Source organism: Sinorhizobium mexicanum, from assembly GCF_013488225.1.
Lineage (GTDB): Bacteria > Pseudomonadota > Alphaproteobacteria > Rhizobiales > Rhizobiaceae > Sinorhizobium > Sinorhizobium mexicanum.
This window is the reverse complement of the sequence record NZ_CP041240.1, coordinates 189,599-210,534: the sequence shown is the minus strand read 5'-3', so window position 1 is coordinate 210,534 and position 20,936 is coordinate 189,599. Positions and strand designations below refer to the sequence as shown.

The window sequence follows — 20,936 nt, the reverse complement described above, 5'->3', positions numbered from 1 at the left end:
AGACGTTCACGCCAATAGCCAATAGAAGGAAGGAAATGACGGCTACTGTTCTGATAGTCGGAGGCTCTCCTCTTTTGCGTACCTACGACTACGGTCGAGTTGCTGGACAGATAGCCGGCCGCTGCAGACGGGGGAAAAGAAGATCTTTGAAGTCGTCAGCGCGACGTCGGGACAACAAACAACGTGAAGGCATGGTGCTTACCGGCAATAAGCGCATCAGCATCGAACCTAGATGCTGAGACAGCAGGTATGGCGTGGAGGAGAGCGCTACTGGACTTTCCAGATGCCCCATAAGGCAAGCGCACCAACCGAGCAGCGACATGACATGTCGCCGCGAATGCTGGCGAAACTTTTGGTCGAATGACGCAAGTGCTGAATACGGTGTCAGCAAACGAAATCTCATTGATGTAGGTGCCCGGAAATGAAACATTCTCTTCTCGAGACCAAAACTTTTCTAAAGGTTTTAAAGAGCTCGCTCGAGCCGTCGTATAGAGTGTTTTGCTTCCCGCACGGGGGTGGCGGCGTCCACTCGTTCCGTGATTGGTCTGAATATCTCCCCGAGGACATCGAGCTGATTTCCCTGGATCTCCCCGGGCGCGGCAAACGGTCAGCTGAGGCCGCCATCCGCAGAATGGACGTACTGGTATCCGTGTTCACTGAGGCGCTCCACGCGTACAACGACAGGCCTTTTATTTTTTTCGGCCACAGCATGGGAGCCCTCGTGGCTTATGAGATCGCTCGCTCCCTGGAGGTCGCCGATAGGCCATCTCCGTTCCATTTGGTCGTGTCCGGTCACGAAGCTGCGGACGTGCCGGTGGATGCGCCTATGTATAAGTACTCAGATGATAAGCTAGCCGATCTGGTCCGGACCCTCGGCATCGTCCCAACGGAGGCGCTAGCAAACGAGAAACTCCTAGTGGACTTCATTTTGCCGCCCCTGCGGGCTGACTTCGAACTTGCGGAGACTTACGACCGAAACCTGGTAACGCCTCTGAAGGCGGCAATCACCGCAATGGGTGGAGTTAAGGACGAAATGCTCAATGCCAATGACCTAGATGAGTGGCGTCGGCTTACGACGTCGCGCTTCGCCCGAATTATGTTTGATGGCGACCACTTTTTCCCCCATTCCATGGCGGAGGAGGTGGTGTCTAGCCTCCTGCGCGAGGTTAGCGAGGTGAAGGCGCAACTTCCAGCTTCCATTCATCACGGCGAAGTCGTCCCATATACTAATCTAACGCTGCATGAACAATTCCGCAGACAGGCGGCTCTCACGCCGGACCGTCCTGCCATCGTGTCAGAGACCGCAACCGTCACATACCGTAAGCTCGACGACCTGAGTGAGACTCTATCTAGGTACCTCCTCGGACATGGTCAGGGCCTGGGCTCGCGCGTGGGTATCCTTATGGATACTTCATCTGAATGCGCCGTCGCCATGTTCGGCATTCTCAAGACAAGTGCGGCCTATGTCATGCTTGACAAAGCTCTGCCTATGGCAGCGCTCAAGCGGACACTCGAGAAGGCAGGCATCGAAATCGTTGTCACCAACAACCGTTTCGCAGCTAAGCTTCCGCCTGACTGGCCTGGTACTGCGCTGTCGCTCGACGAGGGTTGGGAAGCACAACTCGGCAGGTCCAGTCCGGTCAATCCCCAAGCGGTGGATCTCGATGCGCCGGCCCAGATTGTATTTTCGTCTGGCACGACTGGTGAACCAAAAGGGGTCGTCAGCCTTCACCGAAGCGCTGTATCCTCTTACCAGTGGCGCTATAGCGTGCTGCCATATGCACCTGATGAGCGCGACTCGGCCAATCTCTTCTTGTCCGGGGAGATAATGCGCCCGATCCTCGCCGGGATTCCAGCCTATCTGATCCCTGACGACATTATCTATGATCCGCACCAGCTGGTCGCCTACCTGGAACGCAATCGAATTTCGAGAATATTGCTAACTCCTTCCCTGTTGGATGTGCTTCTCAGCAGCGGCTTGCTCGACGTCCCCTCCCGCCTTCCCGATCTCCGATTGATCTTTCTATCAGGCGAGGTATTAATGGCAGCGTTGCTTGCGCGTGTGAGGGATGCGCTGCCGCACGTCAGAATCATCAATTACTACGGTGCATCGGAGGCACACGATGTCACGCATATTGACTTGAGCGAGATCGATCCTGTGACAATGCAGAAGGTCGTGCCGGTCGGTCCGCCTCAGCACAATGTCAGTGTCTATATCCTCGGGGAGCAACGCGATCCCGTCCCACTGGGCTTCTTGGGCGAGGTCTTCGTTGGCGGCGATGTCTTGGCTCATGGATATCTCGACAGCCCAGAGATGACACGGGAAAGGTTCTTTCCCGATCCGTTCGGCGCTGATGGCAAGATGTTCCGCACTGGCGATCTTGGCCGCATGCTGCCCGGCGGGCAGTTGGAGATTGTCGGGCGCTGCGCTTTCATGGTGAAGATCCGAGGATATAGCGTCGTTCCCGGGTCTGTGGAAGCTGCTTTGTTGCGGCACTCTGATGTGTGCTCCGCCGCGGTCGTCCCGGAACTCGATCCGACGACCGGCCAACCTGACAAACTGATTGGCTATGTAGTCTTGCGAAATTGGGGGGAGGGTTGGAAGGCATCTTTGCGTGCCCATATGAAGTCGGAGGTGCCGCACTACGCGGTGCCGACTGACTTCGTCGCTTTGGGGGAATTGCCCATCGCGGAGAACGGGAAACTCGATCGGTCGCGCCTTAGAGAGCTCACGGAAGAGACGTCTCCTCCTGAAACACTTGCCAATGAGGCAGAATCCGCACTTCGCGATGCCTGGCGCGACCTTCTGCAGTCCGACACTCCCGATCCAAGCGACAACTTCTTCGATTGCGGCGGACATTCCCTGCTGGCCGCGCGTCTTTGCACGCAGGTTCGCGAGAGACTTAAGGTTGAACTCCGGGCAGTAGAGGTGTTCCTCAACCCCACCTTCAAAGAGCTTGCGATCCTTCTTCGCAAGCGCCGCGGCGAGCAACGAGTTCACCAAAACGAGACACTCAGAAAGGTGTTGACGGTCTCGGCAGGGAAGGTGCCGACCAAGACATTCGCCCGGCGAGGCGGCACGGCTATGGATATTGCGGTGATCGGTATGTCGGGGCGTTTTCCCGGCGCGGAGACAGTGGACGCGCTCTGGGAGAACCTCTGGCAAGGGGTGTGCTCGATCACCCCGCTCTCTGCGCAAGAGCTGAAGGCCCAAGGCATTCCGCAAGAGGTCCTGAAGCGCTCCGATTATATGCGCGTGGGCGCCCATCTCGCCGATGTTGACCTTTTCGATCCGGGTTTCTGGGGAATATCGATGCAAGAGGCGACGCTAATGGACCCGCAGCATCGTCTTTTCCTGGAATGCTGTTGGAAGGCACTCGAGTCGGCCGGATACATGCCAACCCAACAGGAGGGCCGGACAGGGGTCTTCGCCGGTTCATACCTACCACTCTATCTGCTGCACCATTTAAGGGGGGGCGGTCTCATCGATACCACGGACGCCGCGCTCAGCTGGCTGACTGAACTCGGCAACGACAAGGACTATCTCGCGACACGCGTGTCCTACATGTTGAACCTCAACGGCCCAAGTATTGCGGTGCAATCCGCATGCTCAACGGGCTTGGTGGCGGTCGCCATGGCGGCCCAGTCGCTCTCGGCCGGCTATTGCGATATGGCGCTGGCGGGAGGGGCCAGCATCATCTTTCCCCAAGCGGGTTATCAACATATCGAGGGTTTCATCAATTCCTCTGATGGCTTGTGCCGCGCCTTTGATGCCGATGCGAACGGGACGGTGTTGGGAGATGGGGTAGGGGTCGTTGTCCTCAAGCGCCTCGAAGATGCGCTTGCGGCGGGCGACCCGATCCACGCAGTGGTGAAAGGATGTGCCATTAACAATGATGGCCGCGCCAAATCGTCCTTCTCAGCACCGAGCGTGCAGGGCCAGACTACCGCAGTGCGCCAAGCACTTGCCTCCGCGGCACTCGGGCCTGAAGATGTGGAATATATCGAAACTCATGGGACCGGCACGAAGGTCGGCGACCCGATCGAGATCCGGGCCCTGGCAGAGGCTTATGCCGGACAGGAGGAGATGGGCAAGACCTGTGCGCTCGGGTCGATCAAACCAAATATCGGCCATGCGAACGTCGCAGCCGGAGTCGCGAGCTTTATCAAGACAGTTCTCTGCCTTCAACACGGGGCAATCCCCCCGACTATCAACATCAACCAGCTGAACAAGGACCTCGGTTTGGAGGATACGCCCTTCTTCGTCAACGAGCAGCTTAGACCGTGGCCCCGGCGGCAGGGTCGCCCGCGCACTGCCGGCGTCACCAGCCTCGGTACCGGCGGAACCAATTGCCACGTCGTGCTGCAGGAATGGACCGGCGAGAATGCAAGGGATTGGCCCGGATCGATCGCGCGAGGGTCCTATGCCCTTTGCCTATCTGCAAAGACGCCGTCGGCGTTAAGCCGCGCCTGCCGGAATATGGCCGCGTTTCTGCGGCGCAACAGGCATATCAATCTCGGTGACACCGCTCACACGCTGCGGGTGGCGCGATGCCATTTCGATTATCGGACGGTCGTTGTGGCGCGCAACTTGGATATGGCCATCAAGAGATTAGAAGAAGAGGCCGATCGCCCGGCTGATCGAATTCTTTCCTCGCCTTCGGTCGCGTTCATGCTGCCGGGCGGCGGAGTGCAGCACGTAGGGATGTTCAAGGACCTATTTGATCACGTGCCGAATTTTCGCGAGGCGTTCCTGACTTGTGCCGCCACTAGTCGCCAGGTCCTCGATCGTGATCTGGAATCACTCGTATTCGGGGGAAACGATGCATACGCGGCCGCTTCCTTTGAAGAGATAAACGTCATGATCTTCTCCGTGCAGTATGCCATGGCACGTTTGCTAGAAGCGTGTGGCGTACGTCCCGGCTATCTTGTTGGACACAGCATGAGCGAATACGTCGTGGCCACCCTAGCGGGCATTCTGAAACCGGAAGACGCTATAGGGCTAATGGTCGTTCGAAGTCGCGCGATGGCGAATCTTGGTATCGACGGTGCTATGCTTGCGGCCAAATGCAGCGCGGACGAGGCTGAGCACATTCTCAAAAAGGATGCCTGGCGCGGTCAAGCTGAAGCAGGCGAGATCAGCGTCGGTGTCGTGAACTCAAAGTCAAGCGTTGTGTTCACCGGTAAAAGGGAGCTGCTTGAAAGGCTTCAGCAGGAGTTCGAAAAAGCAGAGATTCCCAACCATACCCTTAACACAGCTGGCATCCCCAGCCATTCTCCGCTGATGAAACCGGCTGCTGATATCATCGACGCACAAGTCCGCACTCTGCAGAAGCGAGTGCCGGATCTGGCCATCGCTCTGAATTCAGGAGGATATTTGCACCCGGCGAAAGTGCCCTTGGCAGAGACCTACTGGAGCAGGCAAGCAATCGGGATGATTCGATTCGATCGCTCTCTCGCAGCCACTATAGCGGCCGGTGCAACTGCGCTCGTTGAGCTTGGACCATCGCGCAATCTGGGACGTTTCGCACGTGAAGCGACCAGCCCAGAGGATCGTGAGACCAGAATTCCAGCGATTGTACCCGCCGCGCGCGACCGGAACGACGAGGAGTTCACCGACCGCCATGTCCTTCTGGAATGCCTTGGGAACCTCTGGGCCTTGGGTGTCCCGGTGGACTGGAAGCGAGCCAGTGATCAATTAGAGCCGTTTGGTGTTCGCCGACGTATTCCGCTTCCGACGTACTCGTTCGACCGTCACCGTTGCTGGCCTCAGGGTCAACCTGCGGGCCTGATGGCTCTGCCGCAGACCGGGGAGCGAGAACGGCGCACAGGAGAAGTATTCACCTATGCGCAGAGTTGGACAGAGAAAATGATTCTCCGCACGATTGCCGGTGACGGAAGTACAAAGCAGCTACGTTGGCTGGTACTCGCCGATCAGCCGTCCAAAAACGCGAAGTCCGCGGGAGACGCACTGGCAAAGAGTATTACGCGGCAGTTGGAGGATGCGGGTCATGAGGTTGTCCGTGTTTGCCGACGAACCAAACCCTCGAACCCATCCGTGGACGTCGAAGGATCTACAATCTTCATTGATCCCAACCGAGAAGGCCTGAAGGCACTGTTCGACGCCGAGATCGCTTCGGATTGTCCCGCTGACCGCATTCTCTGCCTCTGGCACCTGAGCGGCTGCGCGGACGCATGTTGGGATGCGGGTACGGTGCAGACCGATCTTTTGCGGAGTTACGACGCCATACTCGATCTGGCGCGAGTTCTCTCCAAATTAACGTTCCAGACTACGGTCGATCTCTGGATCGTTGGTGACCGGACCGTTCAGGTCGGTGACGAACCTGTAGATTCCGAAAAGGCGAGCGTCTTCGGTCCCGCCCTCGTGCTGCCGCAGGAGAACCCGATGGTCAAGTGCCGGGTTGTTGATCTAAACATCGACGACGCGAACATCGGCGATCGGCTCGTTGCTGAAATCGGGCGGGACGTGCCTGGTCCCGATGCGGTCATCGCGCTCCGCGGGAAACGACGGTGGGTGCCGTACTTTCCCGAGATGATCCTTGCAGCACAAGCTCCCGAAGGCGAGGTACTCAAACCAGAAGGTGTCTATCTAATCACAGGGGCTCTCGGACGGATCGGTATGTCCTTGACTGAACATCTGGTAACTCTTGGGGCGACGGTCGTCGGTATCACCCGCCGTGTGGTGCCTGACTCTTTGGACTGGAATCGCGCGGATCTCGATGAACATGACTGGATGCGTCGGCTGGCCGCGCTTGACACTGCAATGGGTCGGGTGATTATTCGTCAAGTCGACGTATCTGATTTCGATGGTTTGTCGAGCGTGCTCGACAGCATGGTTCGGGAATTCGGGCGGATCGACGGTATCTTTCACGCCGCTGGACTGGGCGGTGCGAAATTTCTCTCTGAGATGGAGGACACGACCTCTGCCGGCGAGTTCGCCTCCAAAATCGCCGGGACGCGCAACCTCTACGCTGCGATCGAGCGAATGCAGTCTACTCGCGCCCAAACACCTGAGTTTGTCTTCCTTTTCTCGTCCCTTGCATCCATCCTCGGCGGACCGGCGATGACCGCTTATGCGGCAGCGAACAGGTTCATGGACGCATTTGCACGCCAGGTGCAGGACAAACTCGGCGTCAGGTGGATCAATTCCAACTGGGATGACTGGGATTACTCTCACGAGTGGCAGGTGACTGCCTCATGCGAGAAATCTCGGGCAAAGCATTTGGCACTCAGTGCCGACGAGGGGATCGGCATCATCAAGCGCATACTGGCAACCGTTGACAACGGCCAGGTGATCGTAGCGACGAGCCCCTTGCCTCCGCGTCTAAAGCAATGGGTCGATCAGGTTCGGGCAATCACGAGCGACGAGCCGGGCGGAGAGAAAACATCTCCGTCTGAAGAAGCTCGACAAAATGAGGAGGGCGTGTTAAGCGGCGGTGATCTCAGGAATGTCTTCCTCGACGAAGTCAAGTCTCTCCTGAACGTCACGGATATAGGACTGGATGACAACTTCTTCGACGTTGGTGGAGACAGTCTTCTCGCCGCCGCACTTCAACTTCGGTTGAAGAATAGCCCCCACTGGAAGCCGCCTCGATTGGATGAGATCTTCAAGGCATCGACGTTCGGCGATCTCTACCAACGGATATGTCACACGTAATCGCCGTCAATCGCCTTGCCCAGCAGAAAGAGAGGAAGCATCCCTGCAGCGCTATTCATCACATCTGGCACGACGATGCGGACGGCTGCTCAACCCTGATTGAAACGACTAACATTCCGGCCAGCTTTATTATGTCTGTTGAGGACAGCGATCCTGTTCCCCAAGGCGAACTATGGTCAGATCGTAAACGGCAAAGATATCGATGCGTGTTGGCCGCCACGCGACCTGCACGGGCCGCTCCGGAGCGTATCGCGGTCTATGGAGTGAGGACATTTGGATACGCTGCTCCCCCCAAAATTTGCTGTGCAAACCTGTCGAGCAATCCAGCCGACGCTGGATATCCGGCCCGGCTACAATTTCAATGTCCTTGTCGATCAGGATATTGTTTTTCTTGGCGCATACCGGAACTAGGCAGCAGCATCCGCGAAATTCGCGGATGCTTTTGATCATGCGCAGAACGTCAACGCGAGCATGATCATGGTCAACGGGTCGGATCCAGAAGGGGACGTCGTGCACCTCATCGCACCGCAACTCCTCAATCTCAGATGGTGATCGCAAGGTTAACCCCATGTTTGGAGCCAGACGACCTACGTACTCGAGTAACCTTGCAGACCAGGAAGCCACCAGCTACTTAATCCCAACAATCTCCAGGCGGATCGCTCTCTCTACAGTCAAAAAGCATGGGCCAAGCGGCCGCGCAGTTTGCTCGAATGTCCGAGAACCCAATCCCAAGCACCGCGCTAAAAGTCGTAGCGCCAATGCCTTGAGCCGAATACTCCTGGGACGAGCCGTCGACGGCTCGAAAAGCGCATCGACGATTGCCCAGAGCGTTTGCCGCTTGGGCGTTCTGCTCGTCACGACTGTTGTGGGCGGCAAGCGTACGGTCGCCGCCTTGCTCACCCCCATCACCTTGGCGCGTTCGGTCGCCGATGTGGCAAAGTCGCTGCGGTCAGAAATGGTCAATGTCTCGGCTAAAGCGTGTCGCAGCTTACATGATTAAGGATTGGACTGACCCGCTTACGCGGGAGAGACTGGGTTTGGATGCGCAGAATCCTGATCGGCGTTGGGGTGTTTAGAACCAACCCCTGACCAGGAGACCTACCGATGACAGAGCCCCGACCGTGGAGAACCCGCTGCGCCGCCGCGTGATCGACGACATGACGCTCCGCAACCTGTCGTCGGCCATGCAACGATCCCACCTGCACGCCGTGACAAAGTTCAGACGTTATTTCGGCCGCTCCCTGGATCGTCTGGGGCTGGAGGATGTGCGCGGTCGAGACTGCAACATCGACCTGCTGATCGACGGTCTTCAGGAGGAGCCGCGCGGTTTACCTTGTGAGCTGAAGTTCGTCGCAGGTAGCCGGCAGCATCTGCCGGTGACCCGCGGCGAACAGTCAACGATCTTGAGCAAGGAAGCGATAATCTTGCACGGGCTTCAATGACTGTCAGTTCCGCAGAAGCAATTGCTCCCATTACGGTCCACAAGCCTAACCCGCAACTTTGATCAGCTTCTTCCACTATTTGGTGTCTACCTACTTGCGGGAACTTTCCGCTCTCAAAAGGCCATAACCTTATCAAAATTCCTGCCAAGGCGCATATTTCAGGAAATCGTTAGTCCGCCGGGCATTATGCTGCCGCTGGTAAGCAAGGGAGGCAAAAATGGATCTAGGGCTGGCCAAAAAGCGCGTATTGATCGCCGCAGGTGTAAGCGGCATCGGCAGACCCGTGGCGGAGGGTTCTCCGCCTCTTAAGAGGAGCGTGTCGGTGACGGCGGAGGCAATCGGGTGGCTGTCGAAGAAACCCATCAAGCCGCGGTGAAACAGGCTTCGATGCGAAGGTTGGTGGGGATGATCCTGTATCTAAGCAGTCCACACGGTCAAATTTTTCGGGCCAATCAATTATCATCGATGGGCAAAACAACGCTACGGACAATAGGTAGCCGGCCTTCGAGTATGCGCTAACGTGATTAAGTCGTTCACGCATCACCACGTCCTCTCGAACGCCAGGCTTGGCGACCCCGCATGAGCCTTACCCGGCGCCCTTAGTCAGCAGAATTCGCGGATAAGAGTTACTCTTTCGCCTCCGAAAGTAACATACAGCTGGGGAACTTGGATGGACATCAGTATGGACAGCAGACAACCACTATCGGAGCTCGGACGCCGTTTTGCGACATTCCGAGATGCATCCGCCAATCCGGATGAATGCCTCGAAACAATGTCGGGGACAACGCGCCAAGTGGGAGGGCTGCGATCGGAATCACTGTTCAGCGGACTTCCGTTGACGATTGATGAGCCTGTCAGCTTCGGCGGAACGGGGAAGGCGCCCAATCCAGCCGAGGTGATGTTGGCAGCTCTCGGGGCGAGCATCGAAGTAACTATGAGATGCTACGCCGATTACTTTGGCATTGTGGTGGAGTCGATCGGCGTAGAATTAACGGCCGAATTGAACACACAAGGTTTTTTTGGAACGAGCCCCGCTGTTCGATCCGGGTTCCGATCAATCAGCGCCAGAGTAAAAATCGTGAGTGAGGAGGAGCCTCACGTTATCTCGAAATTGATCGAGATAGCTAACCGGTTTTGTCCAGTGTTAGATAATGTGAGACATCCCACCGAAGTAACGCTGACGCTGGATATTGCGAGAACCGGTGATTGATCGAGAGAAAAACGAAGGTACGGCCCCAGATACAACGTTCATGTTCAACCACGCCGTGCTCGCTGAATGTCAATTACAAATGCAATTTCGATCAAAGTTGACGCAAGTCAGTGAAGCCAAATTGTGACGACTTGACGCCATTTGCGCTCAGAGGAGAGAGCTCAGTGAATATCGCCGAAACAACCAGGAAATTTTGGAAAGAAAACCTAATTTGGGATATGCTGTATCCCTTGGAGCCCCCGGACCAATCATACGGATGCCCCGAGAAGTACCTCGACCACTATATTGATGCAGGTGTTAGTTTCACGTCGATTGCCTTTGCGGAGGACGGAGGCAACATCGAGTCCGCAGTAAAAACAATTGCAGGTCACAGGAAGCTAATACAAGCTCGACCCGAAGCGTTTATTCACGCGCTGACGGTGGAGGATGTCTTTCGCGCGAAGCGAGAGGGCAAACTAGCCATTGGCATGCAAGTGCACGGCACATCATGGTTCGGAAAGGACGTCGGCGTCTTGGAGGTGTTCCGTGAACTTGGCCTCCGAACCGTGCAAATCGCCTTCAACGCATCAAATTTTGTGGGAGGCGGTTGTTCGGACAGAGCTGACGGTGGGCTCACCACCTATGGCAACAAGGTCGTTCGCGAAATCGAGCGACTGCGCATGTTGGTAGATCTTTCTCATACTGGGTATCACACCACTCTAGATATCTTCGAGATCGCGACCCGGCCACTGGTAATCTCCCATGCTGGCATAATGGCGGTGCATCAGCACTACAGAAACATTAGAGACGATCAACTTCAAGCTCTTGCTAAGAACGGAGGTGTTGTCGGTCTTTCGGGAAATAGCGCTTACATAGGCGACGAGCACGGATCAATGTCGGAGATCTTTCGGCACCTGGATCACGTCGTTCAGCTTATAGGCCCGGATCACGTCGGCTTCGGTTTTGACTTCGTTTTTGAACCGGCTCTCCTTGACGAATGGGCTCGGAAAATTGAGGACGAGTGGCCCGATTCCAAAGCCGCGGGTTGGAAAGGGTTCCGTTTTCAAAGACCAGAGAACGTGATTGAACTAGTGCAGTTGATGTTCGATCATGGATACCCGGAAGACGCTGTAAAAAAGATCGTTTCCGGAAACTTTCTCAGGGTGTGCACTGAGGTCTGGTGACATTATTATTGGTGGTTTGAGAAAAGTTGAGCCACATATATTCACCAATACGCCCAGTCGTCTTTATAGATAACCGCTATTGCTTGGGAACGTATCGACCCATGCATCGCTGTACGCGATTATGCAAGCTGTACAAAAGGAGTACAAAAATGCGCCCCATTCCAAACGACGTCAAACGAGTCACCTGTATAGGCACAGGTACAATTGGCGGTGGATTCGTTGCCCAGTTTTTGGCAAGCGGATATGATGTGACAGCATATGATCCCGGGAAAAATGCACAAGATTTTCTCGAGCGGTTGCTTGATCAGGCGTGGCCGCTACTTGAACAGATTGGCCTTAGACCGGGCGCTTCTCGGGGACGGCTTCGCTTTACTCAAGACCTTGAGGAGGCCGTATCCGGTGCCGAGTTTGTCCAGGAAAGCGTCCCTGAAGATCTCGAATTGAAGGTGCAGACATATAAGCAGCTTGACGAACTACTGCCCAACGACATCGTGATCGGCTCAAGTACTGCCGGCTTTCCGATGACGGACATCCAAAAGCGCTGCAGGTTTCCCGAGCGCACCGTCGTAACACACCCTGTGAACCCGCCGTACCTCATTCCGCTGGTCGAGGTCGTTGGAGGTGAGAAAACGGATCTCGCGGTCTTGGATTGGACTGCTGCGTTCTTCCAAGCAGCCGGAAAACGAGTCCTTCGTATGGAGAAGGAGGTCTTTGGGTTCGTCATCAACAGACTACAAAGCGCCCTTTTTAGGGAAGCGCTCCACATGATCGCGGCCGATCAAGCGACCGTTACGCAGATCGATGAATGCATAACTCATGCGCTGGGGCTGCGATGGGCATGCATGGGCCCCTTTGCCACCTTCCATTTGGGTGGTGGCGACGGCGGTTTGGGGGCATTCATGGACATGGTCGGGAAAGTGGAGTGGAGGGCTCCATACGTGACGGAAGGACCACTTCCAGACTGGACGCCTGCATTGCGTGAACGCATTTTGCAACAAGCCCAGGAAGTGATTGACGGCAGAACCATATCACAAATGATTGAGGAGCGAAATCAAACAATTATCGGACTTCTCAAACTACGAGAAGAAAGTCGCTTGAATGCCTCGAAGAGAACTTAGCGACTCCAGCCAAGCCTTCTTGGGCATGAAGAAGTTTGGCTGCCTTGCGATAGGTCGCGGATCACAAGCCGCGACCCAAGCTTCAGGCGCGTTCGTGGATGGCCTCACCCAAGAAATGGAGAGCGGCTACATAGCTCCGCCAAGCCTCCAACCTGATCAGATCTCATGCTGGCGGATGGCGAACAGGTCGTCAACGGGATCGGAGCCGAAGGCCAGGAGAAGCTACTGGCGCTACGCAATGTCACGGTGTCGGGCATACGCGGCGTACTGGAGCGGGCCAAAGCTATACTGCGGGTGACGACAAATGACGTGGACTAAAACCTGGGAAGGAGTTGTCGAGGAGGACTGGCTAGACGAACTCGGGCACGTCAATTTCCTCACTTACCAGCGCATTGCAGACTTTGCAAGCGTGGACATCTGGCGCCGTGCGCAGGCTAACGAGAGGTCTGCATCAAATGTTCAGTTCGTTGTCGTCGAAATGCACGTCCGGTATCTTCGAGAACTCCTCCTCATGTCACGAGTCGAGATATATTCATCCCTGATTGCATGGGATACTAAACGTTTCCATCTTCTTCACCGCATTGAGAGCGCCGGCGCAATTGCCTGTACGGTTGAGACGATGAACCTCTGCTTCGACGTGATACTACGCAAGATCATACCTTTAGCACCAGCTACATCCAGCTATTTCGCCTCTTGGTGCGAGCCGCCGAAAGACGCCGTTCCGCGGTTATCTATAACTGGAAGGCGCCATGACTGAACAATTGCCTATCTCGACGTCGCGAGCAGGACGAAGCGCATAAAGCTAAGAAGAGCCAAGGGAAGTGTCGATCGTCCGACACATGGTCAAGGCGTCCAAAATTAATACTAGGAGTTATAATGTCTCAAAAGACCATCATTACGTGTGCGGTAACCGGCGGCGGGTCCGCGGTTCTTGAGAAGCACCCGAATATTCCAAAAACGCCAGCTCAAATCGCAGATGCCGCGCTGGAGGCAGCAAAAGCGGGGGCTGCGGTCGTTCACATTCACGTCCGCAACCCCGACACCGGAGCGCCTTCCAATTGTTTCGAACTTTACGAACGAGTCGTAAAGAAGATACGGGACGCGGCCACTGACGTGATTATCAACTTGACTAGCGGAATGGACGGTACCGTGGTGTTCGATTCCCTTGAGCCGCTAGAACTTAGCAAGACGAGTACCCTCAAGGATCCCTTGGGGCGCTGCCTCCACGCCGTCAAATTGCAGCCAGAGCTAAGTACTTTGGATTGCGGCACGATGACATTCGACGAAGAAATTTTCGTCGCGCGTATGTCTGATCTACGGGAGATGGCAAGTCTCATGCGAGAAGCCGGGGTCAAGCCGGAGCTCGAATGCTTTGAATTGGGACACATCGAAAACGCTAAAAAACTCATATCCGAAAGCGTGATTGATAGCGCTCCGCTTTTCCAATTCTGCCTGAGCACCGGCTATGGTGCACCCGCCGTTCCGATTGTTCTGCAAGCCATGCGGGAGCTTCTGCCACCCGGGGCGCTTTGGTCCGGATTTGGCTGCGCTGCCGACGAAATGCCTATGGTAGGACACCTTGTGGCAATGGGCGGGCATGTTCGTGTTGGGCTCGAAGATAACATCTATCTTCGACGAGGAGTCCTCGCCACGAATGCGCAGCTCGTCGAGAATGCAGTTGGGATCATAGAGCGCATGGGCGCAAGCGTCGCTACGCCAGCCGAGGCGCGGACGATCCTTGGCGTTGAAAAGCGGGGATAGCAACGGTGGGTCCTAGGTTTGCTTTACTGCAATGAGCTCGCGACGGGGTCGGCGGCCCGACGTCCTGCGGGCGCCGAACAAAACCTACGCCGCTGGAAAGCTAAACAAACACGCCACCGGTTGCTAACATTTACCAGAATGGCGAAATCTTGGGGTAAGCAAATGTCGTTTGTTGAAAAGCCTGACGTGCCCAAGTACTATGGGGACATGCTTGATGATTGTCCGGCGCCTTGGACCCGACAGGCGTGGGGCTGAGCCCATTGTTGCCGGTGCAGCCTGATTTCGCGGCCAACCAGGTCGTCGTCACCGGGTTTGGAGGTGACAGCCAGGAGGCGTTTCGCAAGGCACTCTTCGAGCCATTCTCGGGATCAAAATTATTGAATATGAATACAACGACAAAGCCGCAAACATACGTGCGATGGGCGAGGCAAATGATGTCGGCTGGCACGTCGTACGCAAGCCCGGGCTCGGTTGACAAGCTGTGCCTTGAGGGCATTCTGGAGACGCTCAATTGGAGGACGCTGGGTCTCAATCGGACCAAATTCATGAGCGGCGACCAGACTGACTGCGCGGTGCTCCGGACATATCTGCCACAGTCATAGTCTATGACGAGGATAAACTGCCGACGGGCTCGAAGACCATCGCCGACTTCTTCGGCACGCGAAATATCCTGGCATTAGGGACTTTGGGAGACTGACCTCAGCAACCTGAATGGGCTTTAGTCGCCGACGGCGTCTGTGCGCAACACTCCGGAGGGGTCGACCGCGCCTTCGAAAAGCTCGACACAATTATGAACGATATCGTCTGGTGGACTTCCAGCGCTCAGCCGCCGCAGCTACTGCCTGTCGGTCAGTCGTTATGACCTCGGCCTGGAACGGCCGCGTTTACGACGGCAACAAAACGCCGGCACGCGGAATAACTACGCGGGCACCTCAAATATATTATTGCTTGTTTTTTGCAGAATTTCGGCGCCGCTCGAGGTGACCAGGATGTTGTATCCAATGCTTATAGTTAAACCATTATATTGTGCGATGGATGGCTCAAGCGAAAAGATCATTCCAGCTTCTAGAATCTCTTCGCTATCCATCAGGATATTGGGAAGCGCAGCGAATGTAGGCGGGTATGCAAGTCCCATTCCAAATCCCGCTCTCGCGGGGATAAAATTTTGATACGCAGCCCGAATCTTCCTGCTTAGGTGATCGACGTCAGCAACAGCAGCGCCCGGCCTTATCAATTCGAATGGCCGCCAAAAGGCCTCGTTCACAATTTTCCATAGCTCAAGCATTTCAGCAGACGCGCGCCCGGCCACTAAGGTCCTGCAAATGTTACTATTATAACGCTTCCAAGATCCGGTGACCTCTGCCGAGACTGGGTCATTTAGCTCAACAACTCTAGAGGTCGGGACTGCGTGAAAATGGCCAGCCCGTGGTCCCGATGCTATAATGAATGGCAGTGTTGGGTACTCTGATCCTGCCTTAGCCATAGAGCTTTGAACGGCTGCCAAAATGTCGTTTTCCCGAGCGCCCGGCTTAAGTGAATCTACTACAGCCTGAAAGCCAACGTCTGAAAACCTCGCTGCCTCGCGCATGTACTCGATTTCTTGAAATGACTTGACTGCTCGAAGCTTAAGTACCCCCTCTGTAACATCAACGAAGTGTACGCCAGGGAACGCCTCAGTAAGCGCTTGGAAGGTTGAGGCCTTCAGGTACCAATTACCCAATTCGACCCCGACACGAACACGTTGTTTGACGCCCATACGTCGCAACTGCCGGATAGTCATCTCCACAGGGTCATCACCGTGTTGCCAGATCATCACATCCGAAATCCAGCATTGCACGCGAGCTAGCTCTTTCTCAGCCTTATGCGTAAGAAGCGTTGGTTCTCTTGAATCCGCCTTATAAAATGCGTGCTGATACAAATAAAGTCCGAGGGGATCAAATCCCGTGAAGTAGTTTAGACTCTCCGGAGCGGACGCGATATAGAGGTCTATCCGTTTATCGTTAAGAAGTAAGTTTAGTTTTTGCAACCTGTCCGCATACTCCTCGGCTGAGAAGGCGGGTTGGCTTTTATGGCTAGTAGGTTCAATTATCCGCATTTGCATCCCGTGATCATCTGTTCTGGCAAGCGATGAAAGCGATGTACTGGATTGGTCACTTGGCCGCATTGTTAGGCGGCGCAAGCAGGCCGAGTTGCTTCTCGAGAAGTTGGGAGACTGCCAACACGGTGCTGTCGGCGAATTGTGCGCCGACGATCTGAAGACCTACCGGCAGACCCGAAGTGTCGAGCCCGGCCGGAAGTGATGCTGCTGGTTGTTGAGTCAGGTTGAATGGATAAGTAAACGGTGACCAATCCGTCCACTTTTCATAGCGCGGATCAGGAACATCCTTACCTGCTTCAAATGGAGCAATGGGCACTGTCGGTGTGATCAGCAGCTCAAATTTCTCATGGAACTCATTCATTCTTGCTTTGAGATTTGCGCGTGCCTCTTGAGCATCTTGATAGTTTGGAAGGGACAGTGACAGCCCCCTTTCGGCGGCCTTCAAAAAACCGGGGTCAAGCAGAGCTATCTGAGATCCGTTGAGCGTCCTCAGGATCCGAGCAAACCCAGCAAAAACCAATGTTTCCATCACATCAATAGGATCCGAAAAGCCGGGGTCTACCTCGGTGACGTCTGCTCCCATTTCGGCAAGGTACTCGACGGCATTTGCTACAACGGTCGCAATGTCGTCTGCCACAGAGGCGTAGCCAAGGGTCGGGCTGAACGCAATGCGCATGCCTTTGATTGTGTGGCTTACGTCCCGCCGATACTGGTGTCTTGGGCCGGCGTGTCCATCCCTCGGATCATTTCCCGAAATGACGTTCATCATCAATAATGCATCTGCTACAGTTCTAGTTATCGGTCCCAAATGCGAGAGGGTCGGGAGTACGCTCGCGGGCCACTGGGGGACATGACCAAAGGTAGGTTTGAACCCGTACGTTCCCGTGAAGCTAGCCGGGATCCTGATTGATCCTCCCGCATCACTCCCTTGATGTAGGAAGCCAAGGTTTAGCGACGCAGCGACCGCAGCGCCGCTTGAAGATCCGCCCGGGGTAAGATCGCTCCTCCACGGATTTCTGGTAATGCCGTAAAGCGGACTATCGCCCAAGCCCTTCCAACCGAATTCGGGGCAATTGGTCTTTCCCAGGAATACGGCACCTGCTTCCCGCAGTCTTGACGCGATCGCCGAGTCAATCGTCCAAGGACCGTCACAGGTTGTTGTGGCGGATCCGCGGCGTGTCGGCATGCCGCGCGAAAGGGTGAGATCTTTTAGCGTGGTGGGGACGCCGTCGAGGGGACCAACAGGGGCTCCCCTCAGCCATCTCTCTTCCGACATTTGCGCTGCGGAGAGAGCCCCATCAAAGTCCACGAAACAAAAGGCATTAAAAACCGCATTTTCCGTGTCAATGCGTGCGAGGCAATCCTTTACAACCTCCACCGGCGATAGATCCTTCGATTTAAAAAGTGCAAGGCAATCGGACGCCGTGATTTGTGCTATAGAATTTGTCGAGGTAGACCCAGTGCCCATCGGTTCTCACTTCTTCTCAACAAAGCCATTTTGTTGGGCGTGCTGTGGTGCTGACTTCAGCTGTTAATTACAATCATCACCCGCTCGGTTTATTGAGTCAAATTTGATTTTTTGGTCCCTGTGACAAATCTCTTTTGCCGATGGCTAGAGGCTTCTATGTGATCGTGATATTCCTATCGACTGGAATAGTGTCTTGAGCCTTGGGGCGGTGTAGTCTTGGAATGTTGAAAAACCTCCCTTCTCTTCAATCTCTCCGCGTATTTCTAAAGTTTATCCAATCGGATTCCGTTAGCGTAACGGCGCAACAACTTAATCTCACAAAGAGTGCGGTGACATATCAACTCCGACTTCTCGAACAAATGGTAGAATTTCAGTTGTTTCATCGACTCGGAGGCCGGTTGTATGTTACTGAACGTGGTATCGCTTACGGCGAGGAGGTGCGGCAGGCACTAGACGCCATCCTTAGGTCGTCCCAGCGGCTGTCTGATGACAGAGCTGCAGGACCGCTGACAATCAGCACCACGCCGGGCTTTGCGGCAGGTTGGCTCTGCGGCCATATCACTGAATTTAAGAAGCGCTATCCCGCTTTGAGAATTACGATACAAACCTCAAGAAAGCTTGACGACGTCAGCGACCGAAATGCTGACGTGTTTATCGCCTTCGGAAACGGCGACTGGCCAAACATGCGCGTCAAATTGCTCTTCGAGATAGAACTCACCCCCGTTTGCAGTCCGGCACTTCTACATCTAAATGGCGGGTTGGCGCATGCAAACGATCTAGGAAAGTTGATTCTGCTGCATGTGGATGATGACGAGCGAGAGTGGGAAAGATGGCTTTCGAGGGCACAGGCTGACGTCGGCTTAGCGGACGATGGCATAAGATTCCACGATGCTAATCTCGCCTACGCGGCAGCTGTACATTCGCAAGGTGTAGCGCTTGGAGACGATTTTTGCTGCGCCGCCGCATTGACAAACGGGCTTCTTGTAAAGCCTTTTGGCATTTCGATTAAGGCGAAGCGATCCTACTATCTAGTGTCTTCAAAAATGCAATCAGATAGTCCTGCAGTCGCAGCGTTCCAAGAGTGGATTCAGCCTGAGTTGGTCCGGAAGACAGTAATTGATGTAAGGGATTCGGGCTACTCGTTACCGTAGTTCCTGCCAGTCTGAGTAAACTAGTGTTCGATCATTACCTAGAAAGTAGCTGGCGTGTTAGCCCAAAGAACGCGCGTTTCACCATCGCTGAGATTCTTGTACCAGTGTGGAAGGGTAGACTCAAAGTAGAAGGAATCACCTTCGTCGAGAATGACGGTTGCGGCGTCGACGTTGAGCTCGAGCTTTCCCTTCAGCACGTAGCCAAACTCTTGTCCTGCATGACTTAATGGTTCTGGATTTCCTCCTCCAGGAGCTATTACGTGGATAGCGGCTTGCATGAGGTAGCCGGGCCCGCTTGGAATAAGCTTCTCAAGGACAACTCGGTTTCCCGCTCGCGGATGCCCAGTAACTAATTTGGGTCTGCTCGATGATTTCACCACAAAAACGGAGCCCTGGGCCGATCCGATATTCGCGTATAGTTCGCTTATGGTCGTGTTCAGAGCAGTCGCCAATTTGTGTAGAGTGGCCATCGACGCTTGCGATCGATCATTCTCCAGCTTTGACAAATAACCTTCCGTTACTCCGATCTCAGCGCCTAGCTCCGTTAAGCTTAGCCCTCGAACTAGGCGTGCGTGCTTGATCCTGACACCAATCTTGGGAGCATCTGAATCGTTACTACGAATGTCCATTATGGTTTCCTACACCTGTCTCAAGTGGGGCTATTACAAGCTGCCGGCTGCCGATATCCTATGGACGGAATAGCATATTCCTAATCGGAAAGCCAATAGCTCTAAACTGGAGCCATTTCCTTCAGCAGTGTGCAACCAATAGTGATTTAGGCACCTAAATACCCAGTCGCCGATGGGAAGTGAACCGCGCCCGGTCTGCGGGAGGCATCCACGTGTGGATGCTCCGACTTATGCAAGCCATTTTCGAACATTTTGGCATATGATTGGGTACGGTCATGTGTTAGGCTGTTCGCCCGGCATAGGATGCAGCCGCTGGTCGTCATAGAGATACGCGGATCAGGCGCAAGCCAACTTAACGAGCTCTTCACTCTGGCAGCCTTGGAGCATTTCGTGGCCCCGATCGAACCGACCCCCTGCCCTTGATGCTCACGACCTTCTCACATGCCTATTCATCCAGTTCTGCGGCTGCGCCGACTGCAACGCCAACTTTTCAAAGGTATCGGTACGTGCGCGGCCGTCGAAGTGTGGCGAATAAAGACGATTAATGCGTACTAAATCACGCCGATTCGTCCTGTTCTTCATCGCGACTGGAGAACAACTCTTCGAGAGGGAAGCCCGTGAATTTTTTTATGGGCTTTGTGACTATGTATGAGTAATACCGCGCAATTCCTACCTCGTTCTCTAAAAGATTGTCCATTAAATTCTGGAAGCTGCCAACATCTTTTGTAACCACTTTCAGAATGTAGTCGAAACCGCCCCCCACGGCGTAGCATTCGACTATTTCCGGAGTGATACGTAATATTTTCTCGAACGCTCTAAAATCCCTGGCCTCATGCCTCTTAAGCTCTAGCGGCACTATCACAGTAAGGCTGTATGTCAGCTTATCTAAGTTAACCTCGGGACGAAACGCCCCTAGCACCCCATCTTTGGTCAATCGTTGGACGCGCGCATGGCACGGGCTCGATGACAATCCAACAGTGTCCGCAAGCCGCGACATTGTCGTGCGGCCGAGACGTTGGAGAGCAGATAGAATTTTTAGATCGAATTCATCGATTGATTTTCGCATTAGGGTTGCCCAATCGGTCACAGGTCGATCGCCAGAAAGTGTCTCCCTGCCATTTACCTCTCCATACGTTGACGTGCCCCATCAGCTCAGTTCGCGAATCGACACTGAACAAAGCGACGCTAGGAATATGCCTTGACTTTAGGGAATAGTCC

Annotated in this window: 12 protein-coding genes and 1 pseudogene; 8 read left to right on the top strand and 5 right to left on the bottom strand. The window is 54.7% G+C overall.

All coding sequences use genetic code 11. The annotated features are described in order from the left end of the window. The first annotated feature begins 421 nt into the window (after positions 1–421). A complete protein-coding gene (locus tag FKV68_RS23100; protein WP_180942285.1) occupies positions 422–7,678 on the top strand; it encodes a type I polyketide synthase in 7,257 nt (2,418 codons plus the stop codon). Between the two features lie 1,157 nt (positions 7,679–8,835). After that, positions 8,836–8,949: pseudogene (locus FKV68_RS23095) on the top strand (tyrosine-type recombinase/integrase); the annotation flags it as partial. A gap of 303 nt (positions 8,950–9,252) precedes the next feature. On the opposite strand, the gene FKV68_RS23090 reads toward FKV68_RS23095, so the two are convergent. After that, the gene (locus tag FKV68_RS23090) at positions 9,253–9,483 is read right to left on the bottom strand and encodes a hypothetical protein (RefSeq protein WP_180942284.1); all 231 of its coding nucleotides are present in this window, start codon (positions 9,481–9,483) and stop codon (positions 9,253–9,255) included. A gap of 307 nt (positions 9,484–9,790) precedes the next feature. On the opposite strand from FKV68_RS23090, the gene FKV68_RS23085 reads away from it, so the two are divergent. The 5 genes from FKV68_RS23085 to FKV68_RS23065 all read left to right on the top strand — a co-directional run bounded on the left by FKV68_RS23085 (position 9,791) and on the right by FKV68_RS23065 (position 14,372). Next, entirely contained in the window at positions 9,791–10,330 is a 540-nt protein-coding gene (locus tag FKV68_RS23085) for an OsmC family protein (RefSeq protein WP_180942283.1), read from the top strand. A gap of 164 nt (positions 10,331–10,494) precedes the next feature. After that, on the top strand, positions 10,495–11,493 hold the full coding sequence (locus FKV68_RS23080; protein ID WP_180942282.1) for a dipeptidase: 999 nt from the start codon (positions 10,495–10,497) through the stop codon (positions 11,491–11,493). Between the two features lie 149 nt (positions 11,494–11,642). Then, the gene (locus tag FKV68_RS23075; RefSeq protein WP_180942281.1) at positions 11,643–12,611 is read left to right on the top strand and encodes a 3-hydroxyacyl-CoA dehydrogenase NAD-binding domain-containing protein; all 969 of its coding nucleotides are present in this window, start codon (positions 11,643–11,645) and stop codon (positions 12,609–12,611) included. Between the two features lie 304 nt (positions 12,612–12,915). After that, positions 12,916–13,368: a thioesterase family protein gene (locus FKV68_RS23070; protein WP_180942280.1), complete on the top strand. Its 453-nt coding sequence runs from the start codon at positions 12,916–12,918 to the stop codon at positions 13,366–13,368. Between the two features lie 119 nt (positions 13,369–13,487). Continuing rightward, positions 13,488–14,372: a beta-keto acid cleavage family enzyme gene (locus tag FKV68_RS23065; RefSeq protein ID WP_180942279.1), complete on the top strand. Its 885-nt coding sequence runs from the start codon at positions 13,488–13,490 to the stop codon at positions 14,370–14,372. A 919-nt stretch (positions 14,373–15,291) separates the two neighbouring features. On the opposite strand, the gene FKV68_RS23060 is transcribed toward FKV68_RS23065, so the two are convergent. Beyond that, positions 15,292–16,467: a M24 family metallopeptidase gene (locus FKV68_RS23060; RefSeq protein ID WP_180942278.1), complete on the bottom strand. Its 1,176-nt coding sequence runs from the start codon at positions 16,465–16,467 to the stop codon at positions 15,292–15,294. Positions 16,468–16,522: 55 nt separating this feature from the next. Next, positions 16,523–17,938 carry an amidase gene (locus FKV68_RS23055; RefSeq protein ID WP_180942277.1) on the bottom strand — a complete coding sequence of 472 codons (1,416 nt, stop codon included), beginning with the start codon at positions 17,936–17,938 and terminating at the stop codon, positions 16,523–16,525. Between the two features lie 221 nt (positions 17,939–18,159). Between FKV68_RS23055 and FKV68_RS23050 the strand changes: the two genes are divergently transcribed. Continuing rightward, a complete protein-coding gene (locus tag FKV68_RS23050) occupies positions 18,160–19,089 on the top strand; it encodes a LysR substrate-binding domain-containing protein (RefSeq protein WP_180942276.1) in 930 nt (309 codons plus the stop codon). 38 nt (positions 19,090–19,127) lie between these two features. Here the strand turns inward: FKV68_RS23050 and FKV68_RS23045 are convergent, their stop codons facing one another. Together FKV68_RS23045 and FKV68_RS23040 are read right to left on the bottom strand one after the other, a co-directional pair. Then, entirely contained in the window at positions 19,128–19,718 is a 591-nt protein-coding gene (locus tag FKV68_RS23045; RefSeq protein WP_180942275.1) for a cupin domain-containing protein, read from the bottom strand. A gap of 556 nt (positions 19,719–20,274) precedes the next feature. Continuing rightward, positions 20,275–20,784, bottom strand: coding sequence for an Lrp/AsnC family transcriptional regulator (locus FKV68_RS23040; protein ID WP_269808468.1), 510 nt, complete (start codon positions 20,782–20,784; stop codon positions 20,275–20,277). Positions 20,785–20,936: the final 152 nt, after the last annotated feature.

What these genes read in the sequence shown, in the direction of transcription:
- FKV68_RS23100 (WP_180942285.1), top strand. Translation starts at nt 422, where the DNA reads ATGAAACATTCTCTTCTCGAGACCAAAACTTTTCTAAAGGTTTTAAAG.
- FKV68_RS23090 (WP_180942284.1), bottom strand. Translation starts at nt 9,483, where the DNA reads ATGGGTTTCTTCGACAGCCACCCGATTGCCTCCGCCGTCACCGACACG.
- FKV68_RS23085 (WP_180942283.1), top strand. Translation starts at nt 9,791, where the DNA reads ATGGACATCAGTATGGACAGCAGACAACCACTATCGGAGCTCGGACGC.
- FKV68_RS23075 (WP_180942281.1), top strand. Translation starts at nt 11,643, where the DNA reads ATGCGCCCCATTCCAAACGACGTCAAACGAGTCACCTGTATAGGCACA.
- FKV68_RS23070 (WP_180942280.1), top strand. Translation starts at nt 12,916, where the DNA reads ATGACGTGGACTAAAACCTGGGAAGGAGTTGTCGAGGAGGACTGGCTA.
- FKV68_RS23065 (WP_180942279.1), top strand. Translation starts at nt 13,488, where the DNA reads ATGTCTCAAAAGACCATCATTACGTGTGCGGTAACCGGCGGCGGGTCC.
- FKV68_RS23060 (WP_180942278.1), bottom strand. Translation starts at nt 16,467, where the DNA reads ATGCGGATAATTGAACCTACTAGCCATAAAAGCCAACCCGCCTTCTCA.
- FKV68_RS23055 (WP_180942277.1), bottom strand. Translation starts at nt 17,938, where the DNA reads ATGGGCACTGGGTCTACCTCGACAAATTCTATAGCACAAATCACGGCG.
- FKV68_RS23050 (WP_180942276.1), top strand. Translation starts at nt 18,160, where the DNA reads ATGTTGAAAAACCTCCCTTCTCTTCAATCTCTCCGCGTATTTCTAAAG.
- FKV68_RS23045 (WP_180942275.1), bottom strand. Translation starts at nt 19,718, where the DNA reads ATGGACATTCGTAGTAACGATTCAGATGCTCCCAAGATTGGTGTCAGG.
- FKV68_RS23040 (WP_269808468.1), bottom strand. Translation starts at nt 20,784, where the DNA reads ATGCGAAAATCAATCGATGAATTCGATCTAAAAATTCTATCTGCTCTC.